This window comes from Promicromonospora sp. NPDC023987 (assembly GCF_040639055.1).
GTDB lineage: Bacteria > Actinomycetota > Actinomycetes > Actinomycetales > Cellulomonadaceae > Promicromonospora.
Genome location: NZ_JBEZZF010000024.1, coordinates 37,975 through 61,624, shown reverse-complemented (window position 1 = coordinate 61,624; position 23,650 = coordinate 37,975). Strand labels below are relative to the sequence as shown.

Genomic DNA, 23,650 nt, shown 5'->3' with positions numbered 1-23,650 from the left:
CGGCGGGGCATCAGGCTCCGGCAGCGGCGACGTAACCGTCGGGACGGATCAGCAGCGCGGTGGCGCCGCCGTCGGCCCGGCGGGTCACGACCCGCTCGGCAGGGTCCACCTCGCCGAGGGCCGCGGGCAGGTCCGGTGCCGGCGCACCCGCCGGAGCGACCAGGACGAACCGGCCCGCCCGCAACGTCTCGGCGAGGCGTGTGCCGCCCGCCAGGGGCAGGTCGCGCGCCCGGGTACCGACCAGCGGGTGCGCGCCGCGAGGCCGCGGGTAGGCGACGCCCAGCGCGGAGATGAAGCCCGCCGCCCGCCGGCGGATCGGCGCGGCGCGCGAGACGATCCCGACCCCGACGGCACTCGCGACCTTTGCCACCGGCCCCCGGCTGGTCGCGGCTCGCAGGATGCCGCCGCTGGCGCGCAGGACCTGCTTGCCGACGGGATGCCGCTCGGCCTCGTAGCTGTCGAGGAGCTCGGCGCCGGCGCCGTCGGGCAGCCGCAGCACCGCGGCGAGCTTCCAGCCGAGGTTCGCGGCGTCCTGCATCCCAGTGTTCATGCCGAGGCCGCCCGCCGGGCTGTGCACGTGCGCGGCGTCGCCGGCCAGGAGTACCCGGCCGGAGCGATAGGTGGGGGCCTGGCGCTCGTCGGAGTGGAAGCGGGACAGGAAACGCGGCTCGGTCATGCCGAAGTCGTCGCCCAGGGTGGCGCGCGCGATGGAGCGCACCTCGTCGAGGCCGACCGGCTCGTCCTCGCCGACATCGCGGTTGCCGTGCCAGCCGATGAACCGGTACCAGCCGTCGCCGAACGGGGCGATGAAACCGAGCGAGTCGTTCGCCGCCGCGACGGTCAGGGTGTCGGCGGGCTCGCGGGCCAGCCGGACGTCGGCGAGCACCATCGAGCGGATGACCGCCTTGCCGGGGAACGGGATGCCTACCGCGCCGCGCACCGTCGAGCGGGCGCCGTCGGTCCCGACCAGGTACCTGGCCCGGAGGCGGGAGCCGTCCGCGGCGGACACGGTGACGCTCTCGTCGTCCTGGGTCAGGGACGTGACCTCCGTGTCGTACCGGAACTCGGCGCCGGCCTCCTCGGCCCGACGGCGCAGCAGCCGCTCCACCTCGTACTGGGGCGCGACGAGCACGTACGGGAACCGGGACGGCAGGTCCTCCAGGCTGATCGTGAGCCGCTGGAAGAGCCGGACGCTCTTGACGGGCCGGCCCCTGGCGACCAGCTCGTCCGCGAGGCCTCGCGCGTCGAGCACCTCGAGGCTGCGGGCGTGCACGGCGAACGCACGGGTGAGGTTGCTCAGCGCGGCGGGCCGCTTCTCCAGCACGGTGACGCGGGCCCCCGCGGTGGCGAGGTCCCCGGCGAGCAGGAGACCGGTGGGTCCCGCTCCGACCGCTATGACGTCCGTGTCCATGGTGTCCTCCTCGATGCCTGGCCAACGGTTGTTTGCCAACGCTTGTTGACTACCCTAGCGAGGGCGCGGTGCCGAGGTCAACGGGTGTTGGCATACAGTTGTTGGCATGACAGGCTCCGAAGTTCCGCGTCGCCGCTCCGACGTGACCCGCACGGCGATCCTCGACGCGGCCAGGGAACGCTTCGCGTCCGACGGCTACGAGCGTGCGACGGTGCGCGCCATCGCGCGCGACGCCGGGATCGACCCCTCCATGGTCATGCGCTACTACGGCTCCAAGGAAGGCCTGTTCGCCGCGGTGATCGACGTCGAGCTGGACTTCCCCGACCTCAGCGAGCTCGACCCGGACCAGCTGGGCGTCGTCCTGGTCACGCACTTCCTCGACCTGTGGGAACGCGACACGGTGCTGCGGACCCTGCTGCGCGTCGGGGTGACGAACGCGTCCGGTTCGGACCGCCTGCGCCAGGTGTTCGCCACTCAGCTCGTGCCGGCCGCCCGGGCGTTCGTGCCCGACCCCGCCGACGCCGAGCGGCGCGCCGCGCTCGTGGCCTCGCAGGTGCTCGGCATGGCGCTGGTGCGGTACGTGCTGCAGTTCGGCCCGGCGGCCGACATGTCCCGCCAGGACGTGGTCGCCTGGCTCGCACCGACCGTGCAGCGGTACATCACCGCGGAGGCTCCCTGACCCGAGGCGGAGCACGGGGTGCGGCTCAGTCGGCCCGCACCCAGGCGACGGTGAACCGCGCGCCGCCGTCGGGCGACTCGCCGACAGCGACCCGCCCGCCACGACGGCGGACGAGCTCGGCGACCAGGGCCAGGCCGAGCCCGGCGCCGCCGGAGGAGCGCGCGCGGTCGTCCGCGACCCGGTAGAAGCGGTCGAAGACCTTGGCCCGGTGCTCCGGCCGGACGCCTGGGCCGTCGTCGTCGACCAGCACGCGGACGCTGGTCCGGCTGGTCAGCACCGACACCACCACCTGGGTACGGGTGTACCGGCACGCGTTGCGCAGGAGGTTGTCGAGGACCAGCTCGACCTCGGTGTGCGCGGCGGCCGCCCACGCCCGGCCGGTCATGGCGTTCACCACGATCGGCACGGGCTGGTCCCCGGCGCGCTCGACGGCGGCACGGACCTCGCCGACCAGGTCGACGGTCTCCGCCGGCGGCAGCTCGCCGGCGTCCGAGCGCGCCAGCGCCAGCAGCCCGTCGAGGAGCGCGGACAGCCGCTCGGCGTCCGCGAGGACGTCGGCGTGCACCTCGTGCGAGAGGTTCGGATCGGGGTTGGCGACCGCGACCTCCGACTGCACGCGGATGGACGCCACCGGCGACCGCAGCTCGTGCGCCGCGTCACCCGTGAACCGCCGCAGCCGTTCCGCGGTGGCGTCCTGCTGGTCCAGCAGGGAGTTGAAGTCGTCGGCCAGGGCGCGCAGCTCGCCGGCCGCCGCGTCGGGCACCTCCACGCGGGCGCCGGGTGCGAGACGGCGGACGGACTGGCGCATCCGGGCGACCGGGCGCAACGCCGAGCCGACGGCGAACCAGATCGCGACGCCGGCCACGACGGCTCCGACCAGCGCGGTGCCGAGCAGCCATCGGCCGCCCGAGGCCTCGGCGGCGCCCTGCCCCACGAGACCAGCCCCGACGACGACGAGCCGCTGGCTCCCGTTCGGGGCGGTGACGACGGCGCCGTGCCACCGCACCGACCCCTGGCCGTCGGTGGTGATCGGTACGCCGGCCTTCAGCGTGCGGACCTCTTCGCGCGTGAGGTTCGGCGACGCGCCGTCGTCGACCGCGCTCCCTGCGGTGTCCAGGACGCGCACCTCCAGGCCGTCGGGCGAGACGGGGGCGCGTCCGGCGACGACGGCGCGGGTGGCGCCGCTCAGCTCCGCCCGGAGCTCGTCGTCCATGGCGTGCGTCAGCAGCGGCCCGAGGCCCTGGCCGGCGACCGTCGCCAGCCCCAGCAGGCACACCAGCGTCACCGCCGTGGCGAGGGTGGTGACCCGCAGGCGCAACGACAGTCCCGCCCACGGCCCGCCCGGCGACCCGCGCACTAGAGCGGGTCCCCGAGCTGGTATCCGTGGCCCCGCACCGTCCGGACCAGACCGTCGGCACCGGCGGCGGACAGCTTGCGGCGCAGGTAGCCGATGTACACCTCCACGACGTTCCTCGTCGCGGCCCACTCGTCGCCCCACACCTCGTTCAGCAGCTCCTGCTTGGTCCGGACGGTCCCCGCGCGGGTCGCCAGCACCTCCAGCAGCGCGTACTCACGGGGGCTCAGGGGGACGTCGGCGTCGTCGTACCGCACGGTGCGCGCCTCCCGGTCGATCGTCAGCGGCCCGATCCGGATCAGGTCCCGCGCGGTTCCCGTGGCGGCGCGGCGCAGGGTGGCGCGCAGCTGAGCGAGCAGCACCACGAAGGAGAACGGCTTGACCACGTAGCCGTCCGCGCCGAGGTCCAGGCCGTCGGCCTGGTCCACCTCGCCGTCCTTCGCCGACACGAGCAGGACGGGCGTCGCGACCCCGTCGGCCCGTAGCTCCTCCAGCACGCGGTACCCGGACAGGCCGGGGAGCATGATGTCCAGCAGGATCGCGTCGAACGACCCGGTGCGCGCCAGCCGCAGCGCCGTCGGCCCGTCGGCGGCGACCGTGACGTCCATGCCCTCGGCGCGCAGGCCGCGATCCAGCGCCTTGCGCACGCCCGGCTCGTCGTCGACCACCAGTATCTGCGGTCCCATGCCTGCCAGCATGCCGTATGCGCGGCCCTTCCCCGAGCATTCCCGGACGTGGCCCGCCGCGATCCCGGGCTGGGGGCCGCCACCTGAGGGACGTCTCAGCGGGCAGGGGGCATCGTTGACGGTGTCGGATGCAGCACACTGGTCGGAGAGCGAAGGAGCTGGACATGGGGCCGAGGACGAAGGCGCTGGTCGCCGCGGGATCAGGGATCACTGTCGGCATCGCCGGGCTGGCGCTGAGCACGTTGCCCGCCGGCGCGGACGACGATCCGGTACTGCCCGCGATCGGTGCGGAGGAGCTGGTCACCTCGGCGCTGGCGGCGCGGGCGCCCGCGTTCTCCGGCGTGGCCGAGATGCAGAACGAGCTGGGGCTGCCCGCCGTGCCCGGCACCGAGGCGCTCGACTTCGAGTCGGTCCGGGTGTTCCACGACGGGGAGGAGAGCGCTCGCGTCCAGGTCGAGCGGGAGGCGTCCGAGCTCACGTTCGTCAAGAGCACGGACGAGGCGTGGGCCTACGACTCGCGTGAGCACAGCGCGAAGCGCTGCACCTGGGACGAGGCTGACGCCGCTGCGGCCAAGGGGCACGCCGAGGGCGAGCTGGCCGACCCGTCCCAGGCGGCGACCGAGCTCATCGAGCGGTTGCGTCCGACGAGCGACATCGCCGTGGACGGCACGGCGCGGGTCGCGGACCGTGCCGCGTACGAGCTGGTGCTCACGCCCAAGCCGTCGGAGAAGACGCTGCTGCGTGAGGTCACCATCGCCGTCGACGAGGAGACGCGTGTCCCGCTGCGGTTCGACGTGTTCGCCAACGGCAGCTCGGAACCGGTCCTGTCGCTCGGTTTCGTCGAGTTCGAGGTCGGTGCGCAGGATGCCGAGCTGTTCGAGTTCACGCCGCCGGAGGGCGCAGAGGTCGAGACGACCGAGGCCGACGACGCCGCACGCTCCGCGCACGACGCCAAGGGCCGTGGCGACGTCGAGCAGTACGCGTCGACGGTCGGCGAGGGCTGGGACACGGTGGTGGTCGGCGAGGCCCCCGAGGACGCACCGGCCGAGGGCACGCTCGAGAACGGGCAGGACCTCGCGGGGATCCTCACGCAGATCGGGCAGCCCGTGACCGGTGAGTTCGGTTCCGGGACGCACGTCCAGGTCGCCGTCGGCGGCGCGGTCATCACCGAGGACGGCCGCATCGCGGCGGGGGCGGTGCCGCGGCAGGTGCTCGTCGACGCCCTGCTCGCCGATGTCCCGGACCGGCAGTGACGACTGCGCGCACCGCCGGAGCGGCGGTGCCGGAGGCCAGGAATGGCTCCGGCACCGCCCTCGCGGCGCGCACGCGAGGGCTGCGCAAGGTCTATCGCGGCACGGTCGCCGTGGACGGTGTGGACCTCGAGGTCCCGGAGGGTGCGGTGGTCGGGATGCTGGGGCCGAACGGCTCCGGCAAGACGACGACCATCCGGATGCTGCTCGGCCTGGTCGAGCCGACCGAGGGCGAGATCGAGCTGCTCGGCGTGCCGATGCCTGGGTCCGCCGACCGGGTGCTCCCGCACGTCGGAGCGCTGGTGGAGGGTCCGGGATTCCACCCGTTCCTGTCCGGCCGGGAGAACCTGCAGCGGCTCGCCGCCGCCGAGCCGCTGCTGTCCGGCCGGGAGCTGGACGGTGCCGTGTCCGCGGCGCTGGAGCGGGTGGGCCTCGCCCAGGCGGCCAGGCGGAAGTACCGCGCGTACTCCCTCGGCATGAAGCAGCGGCTGGGGCTCGCCTCGGCGCTCCTGGTGCCGCGCAGGCTCGTCGTGCTGGACGAGCCGACGAACGGTCTCGACCCGGCCGGCACGCAGGAGGTCCGCCGGATCATCGCGGAGCTGCACGACCACGGGGTGACGGTGCTGGTGTCGTCCCACCTGCTGGCGGAGGTCGAGGCGACCTGCACCCACGTGGTCGTGCTCAACCAGGGCGTCGTCGTGGCGCAGGGCGCGCTGGACGACCTGCTGGAGTCCGGCAGTCCCACGCTGCTCGTGTCCACGCCCGACGGGGCATCGGCCGTGGACGCCCTGCGGGACCACCGGATCCCGGCGCGGCTCGCGCCCGACGGCGTCCGCGTGGACATCACGACGACGACGCCGGCGACCGTGATCGAGACACTGGTCCGTGCGGGTGCGCGGGTGGACGAGGCCCGGCGGGAGCGCGCCGGGCTGGAGGACGCCTTCGCGCGGCTGACGCATGACGTCGGCGAGCTGGTCGGCGAGCTGGATCCCGACGAGGCGGAGGTCGTGCGATGACCGCCCGGGGCCCGCTGGCCGCCCGCGAGACCATGGCGCCGGACGCCGCACCCGTCCCGCCCGACGTGCTGCCCGCGCGGCGCCGCGCCCCCATCGCGCGCCTGCTGCGGGCCGAGGTCCGCTGGATCTTCCGGCGGCCGCGGACGCTCGTCGTGCTGGGCCTCCTGGTCCTGCTCCCCGTGATCACGGGCGTGGCCGTGGACCTGACGCTGAGCGGCGCTGCTCCGGTCGACGCCGGTCCTCCGGGCGGCGCGCCGGGTGCCGGCGGTGGCCCGCCGATCTTCGTGACGATGGCCACCAGCGCCTTCGTGCTGCCGCTGGGATCGCTCATGACGCTCCTGATGCTCATGCTGCCCCTCACGGTGGCGATGGCGGCCGGCGACGCGCTGGCCGGTGAGCAGTCGCACGGCGCGCTGCGTGGCTGGCTGCTCGCCCCCGTGAGCCGCGGTCGGCTGCTGCTGGTCAAGACGGTGGGCGTGCTCGTCGTCGCCCTGGTCGCGGCCGGGCTGGTCGTCGCGTCCGGCGTGGTGACGGGGTTGGTCCTGGCCGGGACCGACGGGCTGGTGTCGATGTCCGGGACGGAGCTGTCGGTCGGTGGCGTGCTGTGGCGGCTGGCCGTCGCCGTCGCCTGGGCGACCGTCTACCTGATGGCCGTCGGTGCTGTGGCGCTGGCCATCTCCGCCTCCACGGAGCATCCGATGCTGGTCGTGGTGGGTGTGCTCGGCGGCCTGATCGTCTCCGTGGTCCTGCTGCAGATCTCGGCGCTGGACTGGCTGCACCCCTACCTGCTGCCGTCGTCGCTGACCAGCCTGGTCGACCTGATCCGGGACCCGGTGTCGTTCGACGGACTGGCCGAGGGGGCGTTCCGGGCGGTGTGCTACCTCGTCATCGGCCTGTCCGTGGCCTACGCCCGGATCACGACGCGGGACGGCTGACCCGTGCCGTGCGGGGAGGCGGCGTCGCCTCCCCGCACGGTGCCCGCACGGGTGTCCGGTGCGGGTTCGCGTGCCTGAACGTTAATCGTTTAGGGCCGTGGGCTGCGACGACGTCACGTCCTACGTTTTCCCGTGACCGCGCCGCTGACGTCGCACGAACGGAGACCACGACATGACCATCGATGCTCCCGGCCCCACCGAGGTAGTCGGACCCGCAGCGGGACGGAACGCAGAGCCGATCCGGTGGCGGACGCTCGCCGAACGGGCAGCTCCCGTGCTCGGCTGGATCATCACCCTGGCGATCGCCGTGAACCTCGGCCAGGGCGCGCTCGGCCAGCTCGCCGAGTCCGAGCGGTCCGTGGGCATGTTCGAGGCCATCGGCTACCCGGCCTCCGCCGTGCTCCTGATCGGGGTGCTGCAGGCCGTGGCGGTGGTGCTCTACGTGGTGCCGTGGACGGCGTTCCTCGGCGCCCTGCTCCTGACCGCCTACCTGGGCGGCGCGGTGGCCGCACACATCCGGATGGAGGACACCGTGGCGCACGTGCTCACGCCGGTCCTCTACGCCGTGGCCCTCTGGGCCGCGCTGTTCCTCCGCAGCGAGCGGATCCGCTGGGCGGTCCTGACCGGGCGCTGAGCTCGCCGGGGCGCGGCGTGGTGGCACGGCGACGGGCGCCGTGATTCACGTTGCGCCCCTGCGTGCGGCCATGTCAGGCTTTGTCTGCTCCTGCGGGTGTGCCGCGCGTGTGAGGGAGCAACCCGAAGGACTGTGATGACAGACATCTCCCGGTACGAGACCACCTCGCGCTGACGTCTGCCCGCTCTGCGGTACCCGGCGTCGGCACCAGCCACCACCCGGGAGTCCTTCCATGTTGTCCAACCCTTCCGTCGTGCTGCACGACGTCTCCTTCGCCTGGCCTGACGGGGCCGTCGCGCTCGATCGCGTCTCCGGGGCCTTCGGCCGCGGCCGCACCGGCCTGACCGGTCTCAACGGGGCCGGCAAGTCCACGCTGCTGCGGCTGATCGCGGGCCTGCTCACGCCGACGTCGGGGAAGGTCGCCCTGAGCGGCACCGCCGACTACCTGCCGCAGCGGATCACGCTCGACGTCGACGCCACCGTCGCCGACCTGCTCGGCGTCGCACCCGTCGTGCGCGCGCTGCGCGCCATCGAGTCGGGGGACGTCGACGTCGCGCACTTCGACGTCGTCGGCGACGACTGGGACGTCGAGGAGCGCGCCGTCGCACTGCTCTCCGCCGCCGGCCTGCCCACCGGGCTGGACCGCTCGGTCGCGACGCTGTCCGGCGGGGAGACCATGCTCACCGCCATCACGGGGGTCCGGCTGCGCCAGGCGAGCGGTGGTGGCGCCGTCGCACTCCTCGACGAGCCGACGAACAACCTCGATGGTGAAGCCCGCGAGCGCCTCTACGAGCTGGTTCGGGGCTGGCGGGGCACGCTCGTGGTGGTGTCGCACGACCTGGCGCTGCTGGAGCTGCTGGACGAGACGGCTGAGCTGCGCGCCGGCTCGCTGACTACGTTCGGCGGCCCGTACTCGGCGTACCGGGAGTGGCTGGAGGGTCAGCAGGAGTCGGCCGCGCAGGCGTTGCGTTCGGCGGAGCAGACGCTGCGCCGGGAGAAGCGGCAGCGGATCGAGGCCGAGGAGCGGATCGCGCACAGCGAGCGCAAGGGCCGTAAGGACGCCGCCAACAGCAAGTACGTCAAGGCCGTGATCAACGACCGCCGCAACAGCGCGGAGAAGTCGGCGGGCTCGCGGCGGGGCATGCTGGACGACAAGGTCGACGCGGCGCGGGCGGCGGTCGATCTGGCGGAGCGGGCGGTGCGGGACGACGACCGGATCTCGGTGGACCTGCCCGACCCGCAGGTTCCGGCGGGGCGGCGGCTGGCGGTGCTACGCGGTGCGGACGGCCGGGAGATCGTGGTCCAGGGTCCGGAGCGGATCGCGCTGAGGGGCCCGAACGGCGTAGGCAAGACGACCCTCCTGGAGCGCCTCCTCGCTCCCACCCCGGCTCCGTTGAGTGCTGGGTATTTGCGCGGTGAAACCGATTCCGCTCCACAAATACCCAGCACTCAACGGGGTGGGGCGGGGGGTGAGGTGCTGACCGAGCTCGTGGGGTATCTGCCGCAGCGGGTGGATGTGCTGTCCGACGACTCGTCAGTGCTGGATGCCGTGCGAGAGGGTGCGCCGCACGTGCCGCCGGGGGAGCTGCGCAACCGCTTGGCCCGGTTTCTGGTGCGGGGTGCTGCGGTGGACCGGCCGGTCGCGACGCTCTCGGGCGGCGAGCGCTTCCGGGTTGCACTGGCGAGGTTGCTCCTGGCCGACCCGCCCGCGCAGCTCCTGATGCTGGACGAGCCGACGAACAACCTCGACATCGCCAGCACCGACCAGCTGGTGGACGCGCTGACGGCCTATCGGGGCGCGCTCCTGGTGGTGAGCCACGACGGGGCGTTCCTGGACCGGCTGGGTCTGGACGCCGAGATACGCCTCGATGCGGCGGGGAACCTCACGGAGATGCGGCGGTAGGAGGTACGGGATAACCCTGATGTGCCAAATTTCACCCGGGTTGTACGGTCTCTTTACTTACTCGACCGACGACATCTTCGGGAGATGACGATGAAGACACACCCGAGGCGCCTCGGCGTTCTCAGTGCGCTGACCGCGGCGCTCCTCGCGGCAGGCGGCGTGGCCGGCACCGGCCTGCTCACCTCGGCCAGCGCCGCGGAGGTCGGCGGCCCGGACGTCGCACCACAGGCGCAGGCCGAGAAGATGCCTGGCGCGCCCTACCTGTATCTCGGCTGGGGCGACCCGCAGGACGCCACCTCGGTGATGAGCGAGACCGGTGTCTCCGCCTTCACGATGGCGTTCATGCTCTCGTCGGGGGGTTGCACGCCGGCCTGGGACGGCCAGCGTTCGCTGACCGGCGGCGTCGACGAGCAGACGATCGACGCGATCCAGGGTGCGGGCGGCCAGGTGCAGATCTCGTTCGGTGGCTGGTCGGGCAACAAGCTCGGCCCGAACTGCTCCACCCCTGAGGAGTTCGCCGGCGCCGTGCAGCAGGTGATCGACGCGCACGGACCCGACGTCGTGGACTTCGACATCGAGAACACCGACGAGCTCGAGGACTACGAGGTCCAGGACCGGATCCTGCGGGGGATCGCGATCGTCAAGGAGAACAACCCCGGCGTGCGGACGGTCGTCACGATCCCGACCTCGATCAGCGGACCGGCCGGTGCGGGGGCGCGGCTGATCGAGCGGGCCGCCGAGCTCGGCACGCCGATCGACAACTACACGATCATGACGTTCGACTTCGGCGGCTCCGACATGGTCGCCGACTCGATCAGCGCTGCCGAGGGCCTGAAGGAGCAGCTCAAGGCCGCCAACGGCTGGTCGGACGCCGAGGCGTACGCCCACTCCGGTATCTCCGGCATGAACGGGATATCCGACGTCGGCGAGACCACCACGCCGGAGCAGTGGACCGAGATTCGCGACTGGGCCAGCGCCCAGGGGCTGACGCGGTTCGCGTACTGGGCGGTCAACCGCGACCGCCCCTGCCCGGGCGGGGGCGTGGTGGCGAACTGCAGCGGGATCGCGCAGGAGGACCTCGCCTTCACGCGGATCACGGCGGGCTTCTGACCCGCCCACGCTGACCGCCGCGCGCTGACCGCGCCAGTGACTCGGACCGCCCGCGGTGGTCCGAGGCACTGGCGTGTACGGGTAAACCCCAGTATCGGTGGGATCGGGCAGGTAATAAGGTCTCCTTACTTAATCGTGAGCGTCAAGGAGGACGACCATGCCAGCACGTCGACGGCGCCGTGTACTCGGGGCCCTCACCGCTCTCACCACCGCACTACTGACCGTGCTCGCCCTGGGAGTCGGCGCGGCGCCGGCCCAGGCGGCCACGGGAGCGATCTCTGGATACGGCGACAAGTGTGTCGACGTCGCAGGCGGGAACAGCGCCGACGGCACCCAGGTCCAGCTGTACACGTGCAACGGCACGGCCGCGCAGACCTGGGACGTCCGCTCCGACGGGACGATTCGGGCGCTCGGCAAGTGCCTCGACGTGGCCTGGGGCGACTCGGCCAACGGCACCAAGGTGCAGATCGTGGCCTGCAACGGCAACGTGGCGCAGCAGTGGACGCACCAGGCGGACGGCACCCTGCGGGCGCTGGGCAAGTGCCTCGACGTGTCCGGCTGGAACACGGCCGACCGCACCCCGCTCATCATCTGGGACTGCCACAGCGGCGCCAACCAGGTGTGGGACCTGCCCGCTGGTGACGGCGGCGGCGACCCCGGCACCGGACGCATGGCCGGGGCACCCTACCTGTACCTCGGCTGGGGCAACCCGCAGAACCCCGTCGAGGTCATGAACCAGACCGGCGTCCGCGGGTTCACCATGGCGTTCATGCTGTCCTCCGGCGGGTGCAACCCCGCGTGGGACGGGCAGCGGCCACTCACCGGGGGCGTCGACCAGCAGACCATCAACGCCATCAAGGCCGCGGGCGGCCAGGTGCAGATCTCGTTCGGCGGCTGGTCCGGCACCAAGCTCGGCCCGAACTGTGCGACGCCCGAGGCGTACGCGGGAGCCGTGCAGCGGGTGATCGACGCGCACCACCCCGACGTCGTCGACTTCGACATCGAGAACTCCGACGAGTTCGAGAACGAGGCCGTCCAGGACCGGATCCTGCGGGGCCTGGCCATCGTCAAGCGGAACAATCCCGGCACCGAGGTCGTGGTCACGTTCGGCACCGGGCTGAACGGCCCGAACTGGTGGGGCACGCGGCTGATCAACCGGGCCGCCGAGCTGGGGACGCCGATCGACAACTACACGATCATGCCGTTCAACTTCGGCTCGACGAACATCGTGCAGTCGACGATCAACGCCTCGGAGGGCCTGAAGAACCAGCTCAAGGCGGCGCACGGCTGGACGGACGCCCAGGCGTACGCGCACATGGGGATCTCCGGCATGAACGGGGTCTCCGACCAGGGTGAGGTCACGACGCCGGCAGCCTGGACGCAGATCCGCGACTACGCCCGGAACAACGGGCTGACCCGCCTGGCGTTCTGGTCGGTCAACCGGGACCGGGCCTGTGCGGGCGGCGGGCTCTCGGCGAGCTGCAGCGGTATCGCACAGCAGAACCTCGAGTTCACGCGCATCACCGCGGGCTTCTGAAGCACCGCTGACCCGCCCTCTTGGTCGTGGGCGAGCACGCCCACGACCAAGAGGGGTCAGGGGGAGGAGTAGGTCGTGCGCATCGTGTAGTTCTTCTCCGGGCCCGTGACGTGCCAGTGCAGCTCCCACGACCGGGCCGGCTCCTCCGGCGCCGCGACGCCGCCCTGGTACAGGTCGCGCCCGCACAGGTGCTCGACCGCGCCCACCGTCCACGGGTGGAAGTCGCGGCCGTCCTCGAACGTGACCCGCCAGCGCCGTTCGTCGTCGGCCGGGTCCCGGACCAGGAACAACGTGCGCGACACGGGCGTGGTCCCAGAGGCCCAGGCCAGGGTGCCGTGCTCGGACCAGCGGATCCGGCCGTCGTCCTGCCGCGTGAACCGGGCCGTCCCGTGCGCGGTGTACTCCACGCCGTCGCGGTGGTCGCGGATCTCCCGGCGAAAGTCCCAGGTGCCGACGAGCCGGAGCGGATCCACTGCTCGACCCTAACGTCCCGGCATGGTGGAACGGGCCTGCGGCCCTGACCGGCCGTACCAGGTACGCCGAGTCAGGGCCGCAGGCCCAGCGGCTCGCTGACTCGGCGCTCCTGGAGCGGCCAGTCAGCACGGGCGGCACGAGGGCTGCCATAACCCCTTCGGGGCCGCACGCCGGTATGAGCCAGGATGTCCCCATGACGTCGATCCATGAGACCACCGTGTCGTCGGAGCTGGACCCGGCCAACCCCTTCGCCGCCCCGTCGACCCTCCCGTACGAGCTGCCGGACTTCTCCGCCATCCGCGAGGAGCACTACGAGCCGGCCGTCGTCGCGGGCATGGCAGCGCACCGCGCCGAGGTCGAGGCGATCGCGACCAACCCGGAACCGGCAACCGTCGAGAACACCCTGGAGGCGCTGGAGCGTGCCGGGCAGCTTCTCGGCCGGGCGACGACGGCGTTCTACAACCAGCTGCCCTCCGACTCGACGCCCGGGCTCGAGGACATCCAGGAGCGCCTCGCGCCGCAGCTCGCCGCCCACCAGGACGCGATCCTGATGGACGCGCGCCTGCACGCGCGCGTACAGACCCTCGCCGACGCCGCAGCGGCGGGCACCCTCACTCTTGAGCCCGACACCGCCCATCTGCTCGAGAAGCTCATGACGCAGTTCAAGCGGTCCGGCATCGCGCTGTCCGAGGCCGACCAGGCCCGGCTGCGCGCCCTCAACTCGCGGATCACGTCACTGCAGGCCGGTTTCGGCCGCAAGCTCCTGGCCGGCGCCAACGAGGCGAGCGTGCTCGTGACCGACGAGGCCGAGCTCGCCGGGCTGTCCTCAGGCGCCAAGGCCGGCGCCCGAGCGGCCGCCGAGGCCCGCGGCCAGGAGGGCTGGCTCCTGGAGATGCAGCTCTTCACCCACCAGAGCGTGCTCGCGTCGCTGGAGGACGCCGGGCTACGGGCGCGGATCCAGGAGGCATCGAGAACCCGCGGCGCCACCGGCGGCGACAACGACACCCGCGAGGTGCTGCTTGAGCTGGCCCGCCTGCGCGCCGAGCACGCCCAGCTGCTCGGCTACGAGCACCACGCCGCCTACGTCGCGGCGGACGCGACAGCTGGCACCACGGCCGCCGTCAACGAGATGCTCGCCCGGCTCGCACCCGCCGCCGTCGCCAACGCGAGGCGCGAGGCGCGCGAGCTCGCCACGGTGAGCGGCGCGTCCGCGGACGAGGTGGGCAGCGTGGCCGCCGCCGACTGGTCTCACCTGAGCGAGGCGGTGCGCAAGGAGCGGTTCAACCTCGACGACGCCGCCCTGCGCCCCTACCTCGAGCTCGAGCGCGTGGTGCACGACGGCGTGTTCAAGGCGGCCGGCCTCCTGTTCGGGCTCTCCTTCACCGAACGCCACGACCTGCCCGGCTACCACCCGGACGTCCGCGTCTTCGAGGTGTTCGACGCGCCGGACCCGGGGGAGCCGAACACTGGCCTCGGCCTGTTCCTCGCCGACTGGTACACCCGCGAGTCCAAGCGCGGCGGTGCCTGGATGGACAGCCTCGTGCACCAGAACCACCTGCTCGGCCAGAAGCCCGTGGTCGTCAACAACCTGAACATCGTCAAGCCGCCCGCCGGCGAGCCGACCCTGCTCGTGTGGGACGAGGTCACCACGCTGTTCCACGAGTTCGGGCACGCGCTGCACGGCCTGCTCAGCGACGTGCGCTACCCGTCCCAGTCCGGCACCTCCGTACCGCGGGACTTCGTCGAGTACCCATCGCAGGTCAACGAGATGTGGTCCTGGGAACCTCAGATCCTGCGTTCGTTCGCCGTCCACCACGCCACCGGCGAGCCGATGCCGGCCGACTGGGTGGACACCATGCTCGCCTCCCGCATCTGGGGCGAGGGCTTCGCGACCACGGAGTACCTCGCCGCGGCCCTGCTCGACCAGGCCTGGCACCAGCTCGCGCCGTCGGACGTGCCGACGTCGGTCGACGACGTGCTGCCCTTCGAGGCGGCGGCGCTCGCGGCGGCCGGCGTCGATCTCGACGCGGTCCCCCCGCGATACCGCACCACCTACTTCAACCACATCTTCGGCGGCGGGTACTCGGCGGGCTACTACTCGTACATCTGGTCGGAGGTGCTCGACGCCGACACCGTCGAGTGGTACGCGGAGAACGGTGGCCTCACCCGGGAGAACGGCGAGGCGTTCCGCCGCAAGCTGCTCGCGCGTGGCGGGTCGCAGGACCCGCTGGCGTCGTTCGAGGACCTGCGGGGCCGGCCCGCGGAGATCGGGCCGCTGCTCGAGCGCCGCGGGCTGGTCTGAGCTTGCCGTCCGCCCACCCGCGGGCTGGGTACCGTAGCCCCGTGACTGAGACTGTTCCGACCCCCACGCCCGTGCCCGCCCCGGTGCCCACCGCCGCCGACGAGGTCATCCGGATCTGCCAGGAGCTGATCCGGATCGACACGTCCAACTACGGCAACAACGAGGGCCCGGGGGAGCGTGCCGCGGCCGAGTACGTCATGGGGCTGCTGCACGAGGTCGGCCTGGAGCCCGAGCTGTTCGAGTCCCTGCCCGGGCGCGCGTCCGTCGTCGTGCGCCTGGAGGGGCAGGACCGCAGCCGCCCCGCGCTCGTGCTGCACGGGCACCTCGACGTCGTGCCCGCTGCCAAGGACGACTGGACCGTCGACCCGTTCGGCGGGGAGGAGACCGACGGTCTGCTGTGGGGTCGCGGCGCCGTCGACATGAAGGACATGGACGCCATGATCCTGGCCGTCGTGCGGCAGATGGTGCGCGAGGGGCGCAAGCCCGCGCGCGACGTCGTGGTCGCGTTCTTCGCCGACGAGGAGGCGGGCGGCGTGCACGGCGCCCGGTGGGCCGTGGACCACCGGCCTGACCTGTTCGAGGGCGCCACCGAGGCGATCTCCGAGGTGGGCGGCTACTCGGTCGAGCTGGGCGGCAAGCGTGCCTACCTGCTGCAGACGGCGGAGAAGGGGCTGGCCTGGCTGCGCCTGGTCGCCGACGGCCGGGCGGGGCACGGCTCGCAGGTCAACGCGGAGAACGCGGTGACGGAGCTGGCCGCGGCCGTCGCGCGGATCGGGCAGCACGCCTGGCCGTACACGATCACGCCGACGGTCGACGCGCTGCTGCGGGGCGTCGGCGACCTCACCGGGCTGCCCGTCGACTACGAGGACCCGGCGACCATCGACGAGCTGATCGCCGCGCTGGGCCCCGTCGCGAAGTTCGTGGGCGCCACGGTGCGCAACACCTCCAACCCGACCCAGCTCGGGGCCGGCTACAAGGCGAACGTGATCCCGGGCCGCGCGGAGGCGACGCTGGACGTGCGGCTCCTGCCGGGCCACGAGGAGACCGGCATGGCGAGGCTGCGCGAGCTCGCCGGACCCACCGTACGGATCGAGACGATCCACCAGGACACCGCGCTCGAGGTGCCGTTCAGCGGCTCGCTGGTCGACGCCATGGTCGCGGCGATCGACGCGGAGGACCCGGGGGCGAAGGTACTGCCCTACACGCTGTCGGGTGGTACCGACAACAAGTCGCTGCACCGGCTCGGCATCACCGGCTACGGCTTCGCGCCGCTGCAGCTCACGGGCGACCTCGACTTCGCGGGCATGTTCCACGGCGTCGACGAGCGCGTGCCGACAGAGGCGCTGAGGTTCGGCACGCGCGTGCTGGACCGCCTGCTGGCGACCTGCTGAACGAGAGCCTCCGTGGGGCGCCCCACGGAGGCTCGGTCAGAGGGTCGACGAGACCTTGATGATCTTGCGGCGGAGCCAGATCTTGCGTCTGCCGCCGATGTAGAGAAGGGTCCTTGCCAGCTCCCAGCGACCGTACTCGGCCTCTTCGGTGAGCAACCGGCGGGCGTCGGGCACCGTGGTGTCCGGGTCGAACGTCACGACGCGGTACTCGTACTGGCTGTGCTTGCGGAACACGGAGCCGTCTCTCGCCATCTGATGCACCGTCCTCGGGTCACGGGTCAGATCAGTTTAAGCGAAAAGTCACCGGACGAAGCCAGGTCGCGGTGCGCCACAGCCACTCGACCGGGCCGTATGCGAAGTACCTGAGCCAGAGTCGGCTCAGGAGCGACTGCACGACGATCAGGGCGACCGACAGCACGACGACGGGTCCCGCGCTCGTCAGATGGCCGACGTCGGCGACCAGCGGTACCAGTGCCATCACGATCGCGCCACCGACGTAGTTGCTGAGCGCCATCCTGCCCAGTGGCTCGAAGGCAGCCGCGATCACCGTGCGGCCACGGGTGCGCCACAGCAGCGCGAGCCCCGTGACGTACAGCACGGCCATGACCAGGCCGGCGATGCCACCCGGCGTCGAGAACCGCGGGTCGCCCGGCGTGGTCTGCTGCCACAGCAGGGCCGGTCCCGTCAGCGCGGCAGCGACGGCGAACACGACGGCGACGGTCCGGCCGGAGGCCTCCAGGGCCCTGGGCAGGCCGAAGGCCGCCGCGCCGGCGCCGAGCAGCACGAGGCCGGGGACGGACGTGGTGCCCCCGCCGAAGAGCGCGTACGCGGCGACGGTCAGCACGACGCCGGCGCCGAGCGTCACCCACCGCGGGGCGAACAGGACGACGGGCAGCATCAGCAGGCCGACGATGCCGTACTCCAGGAGGATGTTGCCCGGGTAGGCGAGCATCAGGAGCCCGCCGATGATCGTGAGGCCGACCAGGCGGCGCACCATCACCAGCCCGGGGCGGGGTGCGCGGGCGCGTGCGCCGTCGAGCACCATCCACAGGCTCATGCCGAACAGCAGGATGAAGATGGGCACGAAGCGGGTCTGGACCGTGAGGTAGAGCGTCTCGCGCACCGGGTCGGAGAGCGCGCCGCCACCCTCGAGGAGCCGGGCCATACCGACGTCGGTGATATCGACAGCGTTGACCAGGAGGATTCCGAACACGGCGAAGCCCCGCAGCGAGTCGAGGAATCGCCAGCGCTGCCGGGTCTGGGCCGCTGGGCCGGTGGTGAGGGCAAGGGTGCTCATGCCCACCATCCAAACCAGCCGCGGCCCGCCCGTCGTCCGCCCACGGGACCATGTTCCAGATCGGGCATGGGGGGAAACCCTGTCCGCGGCAGCCGGGAGGCCGGGCCGCCGGGAAGTTGGCCGTAACGATCAGGATTTGCGATCCCGTCAGCCAGGACCTGACGCTACAGTCAAGGCATGACCGTTGAACCGCGTGCCGCGCTCGATCGCCTCATTGCCGCACTCGAGGCCCATCATCACGCGGTCGCCACTCGCCGGAGTGACGACGACCCCGCCGTCGACGACGCGTACGACGTGCTCGCCGACGCCTACGAGGTGTACGAGGAGTCCTTGGCCACGGTGTTCGGCGAGGTGACGCCGTTCTACCTGGCCGACGAGGTCGACGACGACGACGAAGAGGACGACGACGAGGACGACGACCTCGAGGACATCGACTTCGACGACGACCTGGAGGAAGCGGAGGAGCAGCCGCAGCCCGCGCAGCAACGCTGAGCACGCACGGGAGCTGGCACGGTCACCAGCGCTCGGGGTAGCCGATCTCGGGGGCGGAGACGTCGTCGAGCGCCGCGTGCACCTCGTAGGGCAGCTCGAGGGTCGCGGCCTCCAGCGACGAACGAAGCTGGGCGGGCGTTCGTGCGCCCACGATCGCCGACGCGATGCCCTCGCGCTCCAGCAGCCAGGCGACGGCGACCTCCCCGGCGCTGCGGCCGAGCCCCTCGGCCGCGGTAGCCACCGCCTCGACGACGGCGGGCGCCGCGCCCTCCAGGTACGGCTGCACGAACCCCGCGAGCGCCCCCGCCGCCCGCGAGTCCGCGGGGATGGCGCGCCGGTACTTGCCGGTGAGCACGCCGCGCCCGAGCGGCGACCACGCCAGCAGGCCGACCCCGAGGGCGTCGGCGGCGGGCAGCACGTCACGTTCCACGCCGCGCTGCAGCAGCGAGTACTCGAGCTCGACGGCGGCCAGGCCGACGTCGGGCTCCAGCAGGGTCGCGACGCGTGCGGTGGCCCAGCCGGGGTGGTTGCTCAGCCCCACGTACCGGGCGCGCCCGCTGGTGACCGCGATGCGCAGCGCGTTGCAGGTCTCCTCGAGCGAGGTGTGCGGGTCGGGGCAGGCCACGAGGAACAGGTCCACGTGGTCGGTCCCCATGCGCAGCAGCGACTCGTCGAGGCTGTCGAGCAGAGCGCCGCGGGAGGCGTCCACCACGCGGCCGGAGCCGCCGTCGGGCCGGGACTCCGACCGGATGCCCGCCTTGGTGGTGAGCACCACCTCGTGGCGGGCCACCTTGCCGGACAGCAGCGTGCCGATGACTCGTTCGGCGTCGCCGTCGGCATAGCTGGCCGCGGTGTCGATCAGGGTGCCGCCGGCGTCGAGGAAGTCCCGCACCTGCTCGACGGCGTCGATCTCGTCGGTGTCGCGACCCCAGGTCATGGTCCCGAGCCCGAGTTCGGAGACCCGTAGGCCAGAGCTGCCCACGCGGCGTCGTTCCATGTGAGGCAGGCTACCCGCGGCTCCTGCGGGTGCGTCAGGAGGCGCGCCGTGGGGTAGTGTCACCGCCCGTGACTGCGTGGGAAGCGATCCTTCTGGGCCTCGTACAGGGCCTTACCGAGTTCCTGCCGATCTCGTCGTCGGCGCACCTGCGGATCGTCGGTGAGCTGATGGGCTCAGGTGATCCCGGCGCGGCGTTCACCGCCATCACGCAGATCGGGACCGAGGCGGCGGTGATCATCTACTACCGCCAGAAGATCGGCGCGATCCTCGTCGCGTGGTCCAGGGCGCTGTCCGGCGCGAACGGCAAGGGCTGGCGTGCGCGCACCGGACTGGGGCCGCGGCCGGGGTCCGTCGACGTGCGGCACGGCCGCCCGGGCGTCGTCGCGAACCACGACGCCGCGATGGGCTGGTACATCATCTTCGGGTCGGTCCCGATCGTGGTGCTCGGCCTGCTGTTCGAGGAACAGATCGAGTCCACCTTCCGCAACCTGTGGCTCACGGTCTTCACGCTCGCGTTCTTCGGGCTCCTCCTCCTCCTGGCCGACATCTTCGGCCGCCAGGAGCGCGAGCTGACCTCGCTCACCGGGCGCAGCGCCATCGGCTTCGGCCTGGCCCAGGCACTGGCCCTCGTGCCGGGCGTCTCGCGCTCCGGCGGCACCATCACCGCCGGCATGACCATGGGCTTCACGCGCAAGGCCGCAGCGGACTACTCGTTCCTGCTCGCCCTGCCCGCCGTGCTCGGCTCGGGCTTCTACCAGCTGTTCAAGACGATGGGCGAGCCGATCCCCGCCGGGGCGCCCGGCTGGGGCGCCACGATCATCGGGACGATCATCGCGTTCGGCGTCGGGTACGCGGTCATCATCGGGTTCCTCAAGATCGTCGGGAACTACTCCTACAAGCCCTTCGTGTACTACCGGTTCGCCCTCGCCGGCGCCGTCGCCTGGCTGCTCGCGTCCGGCACCATCGACGCGACCGGTGGCGTCGCGTAGAACACAGGCGCAGGGCCCTGACGTGGTCCGGGAGTGTCGCCGCCGACGGTTATCGTTGGTCGCGTGCACGCCTGGCCCACACCCCAAGTCCCCGAGCTCCCCGGCTTCCCCGCCTCCGACCCGGTGCGGGTCCACGACTCCTCCACCGGTGAGCTCGTCGAGGCGGCGCCGGGGCCACGCGCCCGGCTCTACGCGTGCGGTATCACGCCGTACGACGCCACCCACATCGGCCACGCGAACACCTACGTCGCGTTCGACCTCCTGGTGCGCGCCTGGCGCGACGCGGGCAAGGACGTGCTCTACACCTCGAACGTCACCGACGTCGACGACCCGCTGCTCGAGCGCGCCGACGCGACCGGTGTGGACTGGCGCGAGCTCGCCGCCGCCCAGACCGCACTCTTCCGCGAGGACATGACGGCGCTCGGCGTCGTCCCGCCGGACACGTGGACGGGAGCCGTGGAGTCGGTGCCCGACGTCGCACGCGCCGTGGCCGGCATGGTCGACTCCGGTGCCGCCTACCGCGTACCGGTCGAGCCGGGTGCCGGTGGCCCGACGCCGGAGCTGGGCGACGTCTACGCCGACCTCACCGCGGACCCGCGTTTCGGCGCCGTCGCGCACCTCGACCGCGCGCAGGCGCTGGCCGACTTCGCCGAGCGTGGCGGCGACCCCGGCCGTGCGGGCAAGAAGGACCCGCTCGACCCGCTGCTGTGGCGCCGCGAGCGTCCGGGCGAGCCGGCCTGGGACGGTGGGCCGCTCGGCACCGGGCGTCCGGGCTGGCACATCGAGTGCGCGGTGATCGCCCGGGACGGGCTCGGCCTGGCCGGCGGGGAGCGGTTCGACGTGCAGGGCGGCGGCTCGGACCTCCTGTTCCCGCACCACGAGATGTCGACCTCGCACCTGCGCGTGCTGTGTCCGGGGGCGCAGGGGGGCGAGCCCGCCGGGGCGCGCACGCATGTGCACGCGGGCCTCGTCGGCTACGAGGGCGAGAAGATGAGCAAGTCGCTCGGGAACCTGGTCCTGGTCTCGGGCCTGCGCACGGCCGGGCACGACCCGATGGCGATCCGGCTGGCCCTGCTGGTCCACCACTACCGCACCGAGTGGGAGTGGGACGAGACGTCGATGCCCGAGGGCGAGGCACGGCTCGTGCGGTGGCGCTCCGCGGTGTCGGGCAACGGCGGCCCGTCCGCGGACGCGACACTGGCCGCGGTCCGGTCGGCGCTCGCGAACGACCTCGACGCCCCGGCCGCAGTGGCCGCCGTCGACGCCTGGGCGGACGTGTCGCTCGACCCCGCTCGGGACACCTCGGCGGACGAGGAGGGCGCGCCGGGGATCATGGCCCGGACGGTGAACGCCCTGCTCGGAGTGCGTCTTTGACGGTTCGGTGGTCTGGTTTGCACCAGGTAGGCCAGGGCCACGTCATGCGCCGGTCAGGTTAGTTTTGACCCCTGCTTCCGTTTGCATTTAACCCGGGGCAGGATGGGGAACATGACGGAGTACGAGGAAGACTTCACGGGCGAGACCCGGGTCACCGTCACGACGACGCCCCGGTGCAGCACGCGCTATCGCGTGGTGCGCAACGGGCCGGGATACGCCCCGGTCTACGACCGCGTCGAGGACGCCGCACGGTGCCTCGAGACGTGGGTGGGATTTCACGGTCCGGACGCCGGAGTGCGGATCGAGCCGATCTCGAACAGTGCGTGAACCCGACCGCCAGAACCGGATGAGAGAGGCCTGAGCCCCTGCGGGGGCTCAGGCCTCTTCGCTGCCCGGGCAGACCCGCTGCGGGCGGTCAGAGCTTCTCGGGGCCGCTGTCCTTGCCGCCGGTGTCGCGCCGGCGCAGGTAGCGCTCGAACTCCCGCGCTATCGCGTCGCCCGACGCCTCGGGAAGCTCTGCGGTGTCCTTCGCCTCCTCCAGCTGGGCCACGTACTCGGAGATCTCGGAGTCCTCCGACGCCAGCTCGTCCACGCCGTGCTGCCAGGCTGCCGCGTCGTCGGGCAGCTCACCCATCGGGACCGACTCGCCGAGGATCTCCTCCACGCGCGTGAGGATGGCGAGCGTCGCCTTGGGCGACGGCGGGTTGGCGACGTAGTGCGGCACCGCCGCCCAGAGGCTGACCGACTGCAGGTCGCGCTGCGCCGCCTCGTGCTGCAGCACCCCGACGATCCCGGTCGGGCCCTGGTAGGTGTTGGCCTCGATGTCGAGCACGGCCTGCAGGCCCACGCTGTCCGACGTCGCGGTCATCGGGATGGGCCGGGTGTGCGGCACGTCGGCCAGGAGCGCGCCGAGCGTGATCACCGTGCGCACCCCGAGGTCGTCGGCCACCTGCAGCAGCTCCTCGCAGTACTTGCGCCAGCGCATCGATGGTTCGACACCGTGCACCAGCACCACCTTGCGTTCACCCACCTGGGCCACCGACACGGACGTCGTCGGCCAGGTGATCGAGCGTTTACCGTCGTCGTCCAGCGCGATGTACGGCCGGTTGACCTGGAAGTCGTGGAACTCCTCGGGATCGAGCTCCGTCACCTTCTCGGCGCCCCACACCTCGGCCAGGTGCGTGAGCGCCGTCGTAGCGGCGCTCCCCGCGTCGTTCCAACCTTCGAAGGCAGCGAGGAGCACGGTCTGGCGAGGCGAGGCCTGCTCCGGCTGCTCGTGATGCGCGTCGGTCATCCCCCCAGCCTAGGGTGTGGGGCGCTCGGCGTGGCCAGGGGCGCGACCGCGTTCGCGGACGGGCGAATTTGCGGGTCCGGTGTCCGTGGCGGACCGGATGGCCAGGTCAGAACACCGGCACGCCGGCCCGGAGCGCTCCGCGCACCTGCACCTCGACGCCGCGCCAGGTGCCGGTCCACAGGGTGTACCCGGGGTCCATCATCCGCTGGTCGATGGCGTGGTCCAGGCCGAGCGCGCGGGCGATGCTCTCGCCGTCGTCCAGGTGCCAGGGCTGGAGGCACACGCGCTCAGGCGTGACGGTGAGCACCTCGATCCAGTCCGCGCGGACGTGCCGCAGGAGATCGATGACATCGCCGAGACGTTCGGTGACCGACTGCGCTGCAATGGGATTCACGAGACTCTCCGGGGCACGGGTCGGGCATAGGGCGGACGGGTGACGACTGGCTGAGTCCACTGTGCGCCGAGGGCATGGGACGTGCCATCGGCAGCGCTCGGGACGTTTCGGTGATAGATACGTCCCTGGGG

The 23,650-nt window shown here is 72.3% G+C and carries 23 protein-coding genes; 14 read left to right on the top strand and 9 right to left on the bottom strand.

What is annotated here, in order from left to right:
* Positions 1-10 precede the first annotated feature (10 nt).
* Positions 11-1,411: an FAD-dependent monooxygenase gene (locus tag AB0F40_RS13160; RefSeq protein WP_357467700.1), complete on the bottom strand. Its 1,401-nt coding sequence runs from the start codon at positions 1,409-1,411 to the stop codon at positions 11-13.
* Between the two features lie 106 nt (positions 1,412-1,517).
* On the opposite strand from AB0F40_RS13160, the gene AB0F40_RS13155 reads away from it, so the two are divergent.
* Entirely contained in the window at positions 1,518-2,090 is a 573-nt protein-coding gene (locus AB0F40_RS13155; RefSeq protein WP_357467697.1) for a TetR family transcriptional regulator, read from the top strand.
* Positions 2,091-2,115: 25 nt separating this feature from the next.
* Here AB0F40_RS13155 and AB0F40_RS13150 read toward each other — a convergent pair whose 3' ends face one another.
* Both AB0F40_RS13150 and AB0F40_RS13145 read right to left on the bottom strand, forming a co-directional pair.
* The gene (locus AB0F40_RS13150) at positions 2,116-3,447 is read right to left on the bottom strand and encodes a HAMP domain-containing sensor histidine kinase (RefSeq protein ID WP_357467695.1); all 1,332 of its coding nucleotides are present in this window, start codon (positions 3,445-3,447) and stop codon (positions 2,116-2,118) included.
* Positions 3,447-4,130, bottom strand: a complete 684-nt coding sequence (locus tag AB0F40_RS13145) for a response regulator transcription factor (protein ID WP_357467688.1) — start codon at positions 4,128-4,130, stop codon at positions 3,447-3,449. The genes AB0F40_RS13150 and AB0F40_RS13145 overlap by 1 nt, the downstream gene beginning before the upstream one ends.
* Positions 4,131-4,294: 164 nt before the next feature.
* On the opposite strand from AB0F40_RS13145, the gene AB0F40_RS13140 reads away from it, so the two are divergent.
* The 7 genes from AB0F40_RS13140 to AB0F40_RS13110 all read left to right on the top strand — a co-directional run bounded on the left by AB0F40_RS13140 (position 4,295) and on the right by AB0F40_RS13110 (position 12,515).
* On the top strand, positions 4,295-5,383 hold the full coding sequence (locus AB0F40_RS13140) for an outer membrane lipoprotein carrier protein LolA (RefSeq protein ID WP_357467685.1): 1,089 nt from the start codon (positions 4,295-4,297) through the stop codon (positions 5,381-5,383).
* A complete protein-coding gene (locus AB0F40_RS13135; RefSeq protein WP_357467682.1) occupies positions 5,380-6,396 on the top strand; it encodes an ABC transporter ATP-binding protein in 1,017 nt (338 codons plus the stop codon). The genes AB0F40_RS13140 and AB0F40_RS13135 overlap by 4 nt, the downstream gene beginning before the upstream one ends.
* Entirely contained in the window at positions 6,393-7,331 is a 939-nt protein-coding gene (locus AB0F40_RS13130; protein ID WP_357467680.1) for an ABC transporter permease subunit, read from the top strand. The genes AB0F40_RS13135 and AB0F40_RS13130 overlap by 4 nt, the downstream gene beginning before the upstream one ends.
* Before the next feature lie 172 nt (positions 7,332-7,503).
* The gene (locus tag AB0F40_RS13125) at positions 7,504-7,965 is read left to right on the top strand and encodes a DoxX family protein (protein ID WP_357467677.1); all 462 of its coding nucleotides are present in this window, start codon (positions 7,504-7,506) and stop codon (positions 7,963-7,965) included.
* 232 nt (positions 7,966-8,197) lie between these two features.
* Complete coding sequence (locus tag AB0F40_RS13120) at positions 8,198-9,868, top strand: ATP-binding cassette domain-containing protein (RefSeq protein ID WP_357467674.1); 1,671 nt, start codon at positions 8,198-8,200, stop codon at positions 9,866-9,868.
* Between the two features lie 84 nt (positions 9,869-9,952).
* The gene (locus AB0F40_RS13115) at positions 9,953-10,978 is read left to right on the top strand and encodes a chitinase (protein WP_357467671.1); all 1,026 of its coding nucleotides are present in this window, start codon (positions 9,953-9,955) and stop codon (positions 10,976-10,978) included.
* A gap of 157 nt (positions 10,979-11,135) precedes the next feature.
* Positions 11,136-12,515, top strand: a complete 1,380-nt coding sequence (locus AB0F40_RS13110; RefSeq protein ID WP_357467669.1) for a ricin-type beta-trefoil lectin domain protein — start codon at positions 11,136-11,138, stop codon at positions 12,513-12,515.
* Positions 12,516-12,571: 56 nt separating this feature from the next.
* Here AB0F40_RS13110 and AB0F40_RS13105 read toward each other — a convergent pair whose 3' ends face one another.
* Complete coding sequence (locus AB0F40_RS13105) at positions 12,572-12,988, bottom strand: DUF6314 family protein (protein WP_357467666.1); 417 nt, start codon at positions 12,986-12,988, stop codon at positions 12,572-12,574.
* A 194-nt stretch (positions 12,989-13,182) separates the two neighbouring features.
* Between AB0F40_RS13105 and AB0F40_RS13100 the strand changes: the two genes are divergently transcribed.
* Both AB0F40_RS13100 and AB0F40_RS13095 read left to right on the top strand, forming a co-directional pair.
* Positions 13,183-15,291, top strand: coding sequence for a M3 family metallopeptidase (locus tag AB0F40_RS13100; RefSeq protein ID WP_357467663.1), 2,109 nt, complete (start codon positions 13,183-13,185; stop codon positions 15,289-15,291).
* 41 nt (positions 15,292-15,332) lie between these two features.
* A complete protein-coding gene (locus AB0F40_RS13095) occupies positions 15,333-16,682 on the top strand; it encodes a M20/M25/M40 family metallo-hydrolase (RefSeq protein WP_357467661.1) in 1,350 nt (449 codons plus the stop codon).
* A gap of 36 nt (positions 16,683-16,718) precedes the next feature.
* Here AB0F40_RS13095 and AB0F40_RS13090 read toward each other — a convergent pair whose 3' ends face one another.
* Positions 16,719-16,934, bottom strand: coding sequence for a DUF5703 family protein (locus AB0F40_RS13090; protein WP_357467658.1), 216 nt, complete (start codon positions 16,932-16,934; stop codon positions 16,719-16,721).
* A gap of 31 nt (positions 16,935-16,965) precedes the next feature.
* A complete protein-coding gene (locus AB0F40_RS13085; protein WP_357467655.1) occupies positions 16,966-17,979 on the bottom strand; it encodes a DUF418 domain-containing protein in 1,014 nt (337 codons plus the stop codon).
* Between the two features lie 177 nt (positions 17,980-18,156).
* Between AB0F40_RS13085 and AB0F40_RS13080 the strand changes: the two genes are divergently transcribed.
* The gene (locus AB0F40_RS13080; RefSeq protein ID WP_357467653.1) at positions 18,157-18,471 is read left to right on the top strand and encodes a primosomal protein; all 315 of its coding nucleotides are present in this window, start codon (positions 18,157-18,159) and stop codon (positions 18,469-18,471) included.
* Between the two features lie 22 nt (positions 18,472-18,493).
* On the opposite strand, the gene AB0F40_RS13075 is transcribed toward AB0F40_RS13080, so the two are convergent.
* Positions 18,494-19,468, bottom strand: coding sequence for an aldo/keto reductase (locus tag AB0F40_RS13075; RefSeq protein WP_357467650.1), 975 nt, complete (start codon positions 19,466-19,468; stop codon positions 18,494-18,496).
* Between the two features lie 68 nt (positions 19,469-19,536).
* Between AB0F40_RS13075 and AB0F40_RS13070 the strand changes: the two genes are divergently transcribed.
* The 3 genes from AB0F40_RS13070 (at position 19,537) to AB0F40_RS13060 (ending at position 22,158) form a co-directional block, all read left to right on the top strand.
* The gene (locus AB0F40_RS13070) at positions 19,537-20,457 is read left to right on the top strand and encodes an undecaprenyl-diphosphate phosphatase (RefSeq protein ID WP_357467647.1); all 921 of its coding nucleotides are present in this window, start codon (positions 19,537-19,539) and stop codon (positions 20,455-20,457) included.
* A 63-nt stretch (positions 20,458-20,520) separates the two neighbouring features.
* Entirely contained in the window at positions 20,521-21,831 is a 1,311-nt protein-coding gene (gene mshC, locus AB0F40_RS13065; RefSeq protein ID WP_357467644.1) for a cysteine--1-D-myo-inosityl 2-amino-2-deoxy-alpha-D-glucopyranoside ligase, read from the top strand.
* 111 nt (positions 21,832-21,942) lie between these two features.
* Entirely contained in the window at positions 21,943-22,158 is a 216-nt protein-coding gene (locus AB0F40_RS13060; RefSeq protein ID WP_108494475.1) for a hypothetical protein, read from the top strand.
* 88 nt (positions 22,159-22,246) lie between these two features.
* Here the strand turns inward: AB0F40_RS13060 and AB0F40_RS13055 are convergent, their stop codons facing one another.
* Together AB0F40_RS13055 and AB0F40_RS13050 are read right to left on the bottom strand one after the other, a co-directional pair.
* A complete protein-coding gene (locus AB0F40_RS13055) occupies positions 22,247-23,125 on the bottom strand; it encodes a PAC2 family protein (protein WP_357467642.1) in 879 nt (292 codons plus the stop codon).
* Between the two features lie 106 nt (positions 23,126-23,231).
* Positions 23,232-23,519: a hypothetical protein gene (locus tag AB0F40_RS13050; RefSeq protein ID WP_357467639.1), complete on the bottom strand. Its 288-nt coding sequence runs from the start codon at positions 23,517-23,519 to the stop codon at positions 23,232-23,234.
* Between the last annotated feature and the right edge of the window lie 131 nt (positions 23,520-23,650).

Excerpts from the sequence above, each read along its gene's own strand:
- AB0F40_RS13100 (WP_357467663.1), top strand. The coding sequence starts at position 13,183 with ATGACGTCGATCCATGAGACCACCGTGTCGTCGGAGCTGGACCCGGCC.
- AB0F40_RS13075 (WP_357467650.1), bottom strand. The coding sequence starts at position 19,468 with ATGGAACGACGCCGCGTGGGCAGCTCTGGCCTACGGGTCTCCGAACTC.
- AB0F40_RS13060 (WP_108494475.1), top strand. The coding sequence starts at position 21,943 with ATGACGGAGTACGAGGAAGACTTCACGGGCGAGACCCGGGTCACCGTC.
- AB0F40_RS13140 (WP_357467685.1), top strand. The coding sequence starts at position 4,295 with ATGGGGCCGAGGACGAAGGCGCTGGTCGCCGCGGGATCAGGGATCACT.
- AB0F40_RS13160 (WP_357467700.1), bottom strand. The coding sequence starts at position 1,411 with ATGGACACGGACGTCATAGCGGTCGGAGCGGGACCCACCGGTCTCCTG.
- AB0F40_RS13155 (WP_357467697.1), top strand. The coding sequence starts at position 1,518 with ATGACAGGCTCCGAAGTTCCGCGTCGCCGCTCCGACGTGACCCGCACG.
- AB0F40_RS13130 (WP_357467680.1), top strand. The coding sequence starts at position 6,393 with ATGACCGCCCGGGGCCCGCTGGCCGCCCGCGAGACCATGGCGCCGGAC.
- AB0F40_RS13085 (WP_357467655.1), bottom strand. The coding sequence starts at position 17,979 with ATGAGCACCCTTGCCCTCACCACCGGCCCAGCGGCCCAGACCCGGCAG.
- AB0F40_RS13080 (WP_357467653.1), top strand. The coding sequence starts at position 18,157 with ATGACCGTTGAACCGCGTGCCGCGCTCGATCGCCTCATTGCCGCACTC.
- AB0F40_RS13090 (WP_357467658.1), bottom strand. The coding sequence starts at position 16,934 with ATGGCGAGAGACGGCTCCGTGTTCCGCAAGCACAGCCAGTACGAGTAC.
- AB0F40_RS13120 (WP_357467674.1), top strand. The coding sequence starts at position 8,198 with ATGTTGTCCAACCCTTCCGTCGTGCTGCACGACGTCTCCTTCGCCTGG.
- AB0F40_RS13145 (WP_357467688.1), bottom strand. The coding sequence starts at position 4,130 with ATGGGACCGCAGATACTGGTGGTCGACGACGAGCCGGGCGTGCGCAAG.
- AB0F40_RS13055 (WP_357467642.1), bottom strand. The coding sequence starts at position 23,125 with ATGACCGACGCGCATCACGAGCAGCCGGAGCAGGCCTCGCCTCGCCAG.
- AB0F40_RS13125 (WP_357467677.1), top strand. The coding sequence starts at position 7,504 with ATGACCATCGATGCTCCCGGCCCCACCGAGGTAGTCGGACCCGCAGCG.
- AB0F40_RS13115 (WP_357467671.1), top strand. The coding sequence starts at position 9,953 with ATGACGATGAAGACACACCCGAGGCGCCTCGGCGTTCTCAGTGCGCTG.
- AB0F40_RS13110 (WP_357467669.1), top strand. The coding sequence starts at position 11,136 with ATGCCAGCACGTCGACGGCGCCGTGTACTCGGGGCCCTCACCGCTCTC.